The sequence below is a fragment of the Desulfurella sp. genome (genome assembly GCF_023256235.1).
Classification (GTDB): Bacteria; Campylobacterota_A; Desulfurellia; order Desulfurellales; family Desulfurellaceae; genus Desulfurella.
On record NZ_JAGDWY010000002.1, the window covers coordinates 1 to 6,930 of the forward strand.

9 protein-coding genes are annotated in these 6,930 nt (G+C 30.7%); all 9 read left to right on the plus strand.

Annotated elements, in window-relative coordinates; all coding sequences use genetic code 11:
* On the plus strand, window positions 1-1,060 hold a 1,060-nt coding region (murD, locus tag Q0C22_RS00350), incomplete at its 5' end, for a UDP-N-acetylmuramoyl-L-alanine--D-glutamate ligase (protein WP_291490113.1).
* Window positions 1,038-2,114, plus strand: coding sequence for an FtsW/RodA/SpoVE family cell cycle protein (locus Q0C22_RS00355; RefSeq protein WP_291490114.1), 1,077 nt, complete (start codon window positions 1,038-1,040; stop codon window positions 2,112-2,114). The genes murD and Q0C22_RS00355, both read left to right, overlap by 23 nt.
* Before the next feature lie 36 nt (window positions 2,115-2,150).
* Window positions 2,151-2,768: a histidine phosphatase family protein gene (locus tag Q0C22_RS00360; RefSeq protein WP_291490115.1), complete on the plus strand. Its 618-nt coding sequence runs from the start codon at window positions 2,151-2,153 to the stop codon at window positions 2,766-2,768.
* Window positions 2,765-3,511, plus strand: a complete 747-nt coding sequence (gene murI, locus Q0C22_RS00365) for a glutamate racemase (RefSeq protein ID WP_291490116.1) — start codon at window positions 2,765-2,767, stop codon at window positions 3,509-3,511. Before Q0C22_RS00360 ends, murI begins: the two co-directional genes overlap by 4 nt.
* On the plus strand, window positions 3,508-4,122 hold the full coding sequence (gene hisH, locus Q0C22_RS00370; protein ID WP_291490117.1) for an imidazole glycerol phosphate synthase subunit HisH: 615 nt from the start codon (window positions 3,508-3,510) through the stop codon (window positions 4,120-4,122). The genes murI and hisH overlap by 4 nt, the downstream gene beginning before the upstream one ends.
* Entirely contained in the window at window positions 4,116-4,835 is a 720-nt protein-coding gene (gene hisA, locus Q0C22_RS00375; protein WP_025391669.1) for a 1-(5-phosphoribosyl)-5-[(5-phosphoribosylamino)methylideneamino]imidazole-4-carboxamide isomerase, read from the plus strand. The genes hisH and hisA overlap by 7 nt, the downstream gene beginning before the upstream one ends.
* Window positions 4,832-5,653, plus strand: a complete 822-nt coding sequence (locus tag Q0C22_RS00380; RefSeq protein ID WP_291490118.1) for an MBL fold metallo-hydrolase — start codon at window positions 4,832-4,834, stop codon at window positions 5,651-5,653. Before hisA ends, Q0C22_RS00380 begins: the two co-directional genes overlap by 4 nt.
* Window positions 5,654-6,406 carry an imidazole glycerol phosphate synthase subunit HisF gene (gene hisF / locus Q0C22_RS00385; RefSeq protein ID WP_272979507.1) on the plus strand — a complete coding sequence of 251 codons (753 nt, stop codon included), beginning with the start codon at window positions 5,654-5,656 and terminating at the stop codon, window positions 6,404-6,406. It begins immediately after the preceding gene.
* Window positions 6,407-6,534: 128 nt separating this feature from the next.
* Entirely contained in the window at window positions 6,535-6,891 is a 357-nt protein-coding gene (locus Q0C22_RS00390; RefSeq protein ID WP_291490119.1) for a hypothetical protein, read from the plus strand.
* Window positions 6,892-6,930: the final 39 nt, after the last annotated feature.

Genomic DNA, 6,930 nt, shown 5'->3' on the forward strand with positions numbered 1-6,930 from the left:
ACTTGAGTTTGGATTTAGACTTACAAAATGCAAAATCATTGCAATAACAGGTACAAATGGAAAATCAACAACCGTAAAATTAATACATAATATCCTAAAAAAATCAGGCAAAAAAGTACTCATGTGCGGCAATTATGGCTTACCTCTAACAAAAGCTGCACAGGTTTCACATTTGCTTGATTACTTAATTGTAGAAGTAAGTAGCTTTCAATTAGAGTTTATTGATACTTTCAAACCCTATATTGCAATAATCTTAAATATAACTCAAGACCATCTAAGCTGGCATGGGAGTTTTCAAGAGTATAAACAAGCCAAGTTAAAAATTGCCAAAAATCTTTTAAATGAAGGCTTTTTGATAAGAAATCTCGACGAAGATTACAGTGTTGATGCTTTTAATGTAATTGGCTTTTCTACTTATAAAGATAATGTTGAGGCAAAAGTATCTCAAAATAGTGTAACTATTAATTTCAAAGAGCATTTCGAGATAAAAAACACAAAACTTATAGGCGCTCACAATATGCAAAATATCGCAGCTGCAAGCCTTGCAAGTCTAATATGCAATGTAGATAAAAATACTATTTTGGAGGTAGTTATGAATCAAGAAACATTGCCACACAGGCTTGAGTATGTTTGTGAAATTGAAGGTGTAAAATTTTACAACGATTCAAAAAGCACAAATATAGACTCTGTTAGAAAAGCCATTGAATCATTTGAAAACAAGCAAGATATTGTAATAATTCTTGGTGGTAAACACAAAGGTGAATCATATGCAAACTTAATGGATCTATTGACTCAATTAACAGGAGTTGTAGTTTTTGGCGAAGATAGAAAAAAAATCATAGCAGAATTAAACAAACTAAGACCTATACCACTTCCGGCTGTTAATGTTAAAGGAGCTGTTATTGCTGCATTTCATATTGCCAAACCAGGCGGAATAGTACTATTTAGTCCAGGCGGATCAAGTTTTGACCAGTTTAAAAACTTTGAAGAGCGAGGCGAAGCTTTTAAAGCTGAATGCCTTGCATTTAAAGAAGAATATGACAAAGCACCACGCCTTTGAACCTACTGTTATAATTTTTTGTTCGTTTATACTGGTTTTTATTGGTTTAGTAGAGACATGGAGTGCTTCTAATTATTTTTTCTTTCAGCATTTTGGTAAACCAAACTTTTTACTTGAAAGATATTTAATATATATAGTTGTCTCATTTTTTGTTGGATTGTTCTTTTACAAGATAAACCCTCAAAAATTAAGACAATTGATACCTCTTTTTTTAAGCTTAGCTATTGTGTTTCTTATTGCACTTCATTTAGGTTTTGGTGTGAATATTAGGGGTGCTGTCAGATGGTTTAATTTTGGTATCTTTTCTTTTGAACCAACAGAATTTGCACGTTTTGCATTTATTTTATATCTAGCAGATTTTATTGATCGCAAATACGAATCATTAAACGATTTAAATGTAATTTTACCCCTTTTTTTAGTTTTTGGTATTATAGCTTTGTTAATTATTTCTCAACCAGACATTGGTGGTGCATTTCTGTTTTGTCTTGTAGTTCTTCTTGTGCTTTATATTTTTGGTTTAAGGACGAGCTATATAGGTATTATTTTGGCTTTAGGCGTTATAGTTTTTTCGTTAGTTTTTTTAGTTCACCCAGAACGTTTACAGAGACTTAGCAGTTTTATACATAATAATCACCTTCCCTACCAGGTGCATCAAGGCTTCATTGCACTTGCCGGAGGTGGCTTATTTGGAAGAGGTATTGGCAATGGAAGTTTTAAAAGTTTATTTTTACCTGATGCTTACAATGATTTTATTATTGCTTCCATTGGTGAAGATCTGGGTTTTTTAGGTGTATTGCTTGTTATAATACTATTATTTTTGCTTATTTACTCAATATTTTCTATTGCAAACAAACTGGATAATTACTATGAAAAAGCTTTCGTTTTTGGTACCGGATTTTTATTTTCCATACAAATATTAATAAATCTTTTTAGCGTTTTTCATTTAATACCTACAAAAGGCACAGTATTGCCTTTTGTAAGTTATGGTGGTTCAAGTTTGGTTGTAAACGCAATGTTTATTGGTGCAGTTTTAGGCTTATCAAGAAAATTATAATTTGCAAATATAAATTTTTACTGTAAAATATAATACGTGGAAAAGTTGGAATTTTTTACAAAAAAAATAATTAACCTTTATTTTATAAGGCATCCAGAAGTTGAAAACGCTTCAATGATGGTATTTAATGGATCCAGAGATGTCGATTTGTCGGAAAATGGAATAATACAGGCACAAAAATTAAAAGAATTTTTTATGTATAAAAATATAAAAAAAATATTTTCAAGTCCCCTTAAAAGATGCCTGAAAACCGCTAAAATTATACAGGATGGCTTAAATTGTGAGCTAATAGTAGACAACAGACTACAAGAGAGAAATTTTGGTATTTTTGAATCACTTAGCTGGAAAGAAATAGAACAAAAATATCCGCTTGAAGCATTAAGTTTTTTAAAAGATCCATTTAATTTTAAAATAAAAAATGGCGAGAGTTTTTTTGATGTATACAATCGCGTTAACAGCTTTTTGAGCGAGTTTGATTTTGAAAAAGATACTTTAATTGTAGCGCATGGTGGAATAAATAGAGTTTTAATAAAGTATTTTATGGATCTAAAAGATGAAAAGATTTTATCTGTTTCGCAGGATTTTGCGTGCATAAACCATTTTTTAACAGATGGCAATTTCTTTTTGGCAAAACTTATAAACGGTGTTATATGATTGGTATATTTGATTCTGGTGTTGGAGGCTTAACTGTAATAAAACCGTTAATTAAATATTTTAAAAGTGATATAATTTACCTTGGTGATACTGCAAGAGTACCATATGGAAACAAATCTAAAGAAACAGTTATTAAATACTCTATAGAAAATACAAAATTCTTGTTAAGCAAAGGTGTTGATTTTATAATTGTAGCATGTAATACTGCATCAAGTCTTGCAATAGATACCTTAAGAAGTATCTTTAATGTACCTATATATGGCGTTGTGGAATCTACAGCAAAAGTGGCCTGTCAATTTGACTCTATAGCTGTAATTGGAACAAAAGCAACTATTGAAAGTAATGCTTATGAAAAAACAATAAAAATGTTTAATCAAAATGCGAGTGTGCAACAAAAAGCGTGCCCTTTATTTGTACCTCTAATTGAAGAAGGACTAATTGACGATGATATAACAAAATTAGTAGCCAAACGCTATTTAAATGGTATCCAAGCACAAGCACTCGTGCTTGGGTGTACTCATTATCCATTAATCAAGCATATAATAAAAGAAATTGTTCCTAATGCTCAAATTATTGATTCTGGCACATCTATTATCAATACAATTGATAAAAACATGTTAAAAGGAAGTGGTAAAATCGAATTTTACGCAACAGATTCACCAGAAAATTTTTCTAAAATTGGTAAACTTTTTTTAGGTGAAAATTTCAATGGAGTTAAATTGGTTGATTTAGAGGAATTATGATAGCAGTAATAGATTATGATGCAGGAAATGTTGCATCTGTTACAAAAGCAATTGAAAAAGTTGGTTATAAGGCTTGCTTAACAAAAGATCCAAAAATAATTAAAGCATCAAGTGGTGTAGTTTTACCTGGAGTTGGAGCTTTTGGCGATTGCATGGATAAGCTTAGAAAGTACAATTTAATAGACACCATACTTGAAAGCATTGAATCAAAAAAACCATTTTTAGGCATATGTGTAGGGTTTCAATTGCTTTTTGAAGAAGGTTTTGAATTTGGTATTCACAAAGGGTTTGGTATATTTAAAGGCTCATGTGTAAAATTTATACCAAACAAAACCTATAAAGTACCCCATATGGGCTGGAATACTGTTTATTATACCAAACAATGTAATTTATTTGACGGTATCAATAATAACTCTTACTTTTATTTTGTACACTCTTACTTTACCGATTCTGATGATAATTGCGTTGCCAAAACTGACTACAGTTGCACATTTACGAGTGCAAGTCAAAAAGACAATGTATTTGGCGTTCAGTTTCATCCAGAAAAAAGTCAAACTTTGGGTCTTAGAATATATAAAAATTTCTGCAATATGTGTGAAGAAAAATGTTAGTTGTGCCAGCTATTGATCTAATTGATTCAAAAGTAGTAAGACTAACAAAAGGTAAAGCCGAAAGCGCGAAAGAATACAGTCAAAATCCTCTTGAGTTTGCATTGTATTTTGAATCACTTGGGTTTAAAAGAATCCATATTGTTGATTTAGATGCTGCATTTAACAGGGGTAATAATTTAGATATAATTTACAAAATTGCAAAAAATTCCAATATAGAATTAGAAGTTGGTGGTGGAATAAGAAATTTTGATATAGCACAAAAAATAATAGATTCAGGTGTGAAAAGAATTGTAATTGGGAGCCTTCCATTTAAAAATAAAGCTGAATTCGAAAAAATTTTAAAATCCTTTTTAAAATACATTGTAATAGGTGTTGATATAGAAAATAATAAAGTAAAAATCTCAGGTTGGGAAGAAGAAACGCAAGTTGATTGTGTAGATTTTCTCAAACAGGCTCTAGACTTGGGTATAAGTGAGGCAATTGTAACTGATATTTCAAAAGACGGCATGCTAAGCGGGATAGATGAAAATTTTTATGCCCAAATTGCAAAAAAAAGTTCAATGGATATAATAGCATCAGGTGGCATAAAAAACATAGATGATCTAATGCGCTTAAAAAAACATGAAAAAGATGGCTTAATTGGCGCTATAATAGGCAAAGCGATATATGAAGGCACAATTGATTTAAGCCAGATACACGGGGGACAATTATGAAGCTAATAACACTTGTAGAAAATACATCAACAGGTGGCACATTAAAAGCAGAACATGGTTTAAGTGTGCTCATTGAGTCAGAAAACTCTCGAGTACTTTTTGATACTGGTCAAAGCGATTGTATTATACATAATGCAAAAACACTTAATGTAAATTTACAAAACATAGATAAAATTGTGCTAAGCCACGGCCATTACGACCATGTCGGTGGCCTGAAGTATGTATTGCAATATGCAAAAGCACCAATTATAGCCCACCCAGAAATATTTAGAAAGAGATACTCTAAAAAAGGTGATAAATTAAGATACATAGGCATAGAAGACAAAAGTTTTTTTGAACATTTAGGTGCACATTTTGAATTTAGCACAAAGCCTCAACAAGTTAGTAAAAATATTTATACAACAGGCTTTGTAGAGCTAAAAACAGATTTTGAAGAAGTTGATAAAGATTTCGTTTTTGAATCAAATGGTCAATATATAAAAGATGATGTGCCAGACGATTTAAGTTTAGTTTTAGATTTAAAAGAAGGACTTTTTGTTGTTTTTGGTTGCGCACACAGAGGTATAATTAATATCATAAACCACTGTGAAAATACATTTAACAAAAAAGTAATAGGTTTTATTGGTGGTACACACTTAGGACCAGCAAGTAAATTTCAAAAAGAAAAGACCGTTGAAACTCTAAAAACCATGCAACAACTTAAAATTATTGGACCATCACATTGTACCGGAATAGCTATGACCTGTGCGCTTGCAAATGAATTTCCAGATAAAATAATTTACAACAATGTAGGCACAGTGATTGATTTAGGTGATTGAATGTTAGCAAAACGTATTATCCCATGCCTTGATGTTAAAGAAGGCAGAGTAGTAAAAGGCATAAACTTTGTAAACTTGAAAGATGCAGGAGACCCTGTAGAGCAAGCGATTATATACGATAGCCAATCAGCAGATGAGCTTGTTTTTTTAGATATTACAGCTAGTTACGAAAAACGCTCAATAATGATTGACGTAGTTTCAGCTTGCGCCCAAAACATATTTATGCCATTAACAGTAGGTGGTGGTATAAGAACAATACAAGACATAAGAAACCTGCTTAAAGCTGGTGCTGATAAAGTTTCTATAAATTCAGCTGCTGTAAGAAACCCTGATTTTTTAAACGAAGCCGTAAAGGTTTTTGGAAGTCAATGTATAGTAGTAGCCATTGATGCAAAAAAAATAGGTAATGATTTTTATGTTTTTATAGATGGTGGCAGAGTAAATACAAATAAAAAAGTTATTGATTGGCTAATTGAAGTCCAGGAAAGAGGTGCTGGCGAAATACTTCTTACCAGTATGGATAAAGATGGCACAAAAGAAGGATACGATTTAGAGTTAACAAAGCTTGTTTGTGAAAATTCAACAATACCCGTTATAGCTTCTGGTGGTGCTGGAAAAATGGAACACATAAAACAGGTTTTTGAAATTGGAGCGGATGCTGCACTAGCTGCATCAATATTTCATTTTGGAGAAATTTCAATCCAAGAAACCAAAAAATACTTATTACAAAACAATATAAACGTGCGAATTTAAAATTGAGTTATTTTTTTGTCGTCTTTTTAACTATATACGGCTTATTTAACGTATATTTTGGTTGGCTTTTTGCTTCAATTTTTAAAAATTCTTATATAAACTCAGTTATTTTTATAATTTTAATATACATGACATTCTCGCTTTTTATAATAAGAAAAATTGAAGAATTTGAAACTCAAATTGCAAGTTTTCTTGCGCATATCAGTTTTTACTGGATGGGTTTTTTAATATTATTTGTATTTTTTTCATTAGTTGCATTTTTATTTGGTTTTATCTACAAACCCTTTTTAGTAAAACAAATAAATTTTGCATTTTCAAGTATTTTAAGTTTAGCTTTTTTATGTTTTGGATATATTAATGCTCAAAAGTTAAATATTAGAACAATAGTAATAAAATCTACAAAAATTCAAAAACCTATACGTATTGTATTTTTTTCCGATTTACATGCCGGACTTATGATAAATAATAAATATGTTAATAAATAAACAAAATCTTCTTTAGTATGTAACTCTTGTCCACCAAAT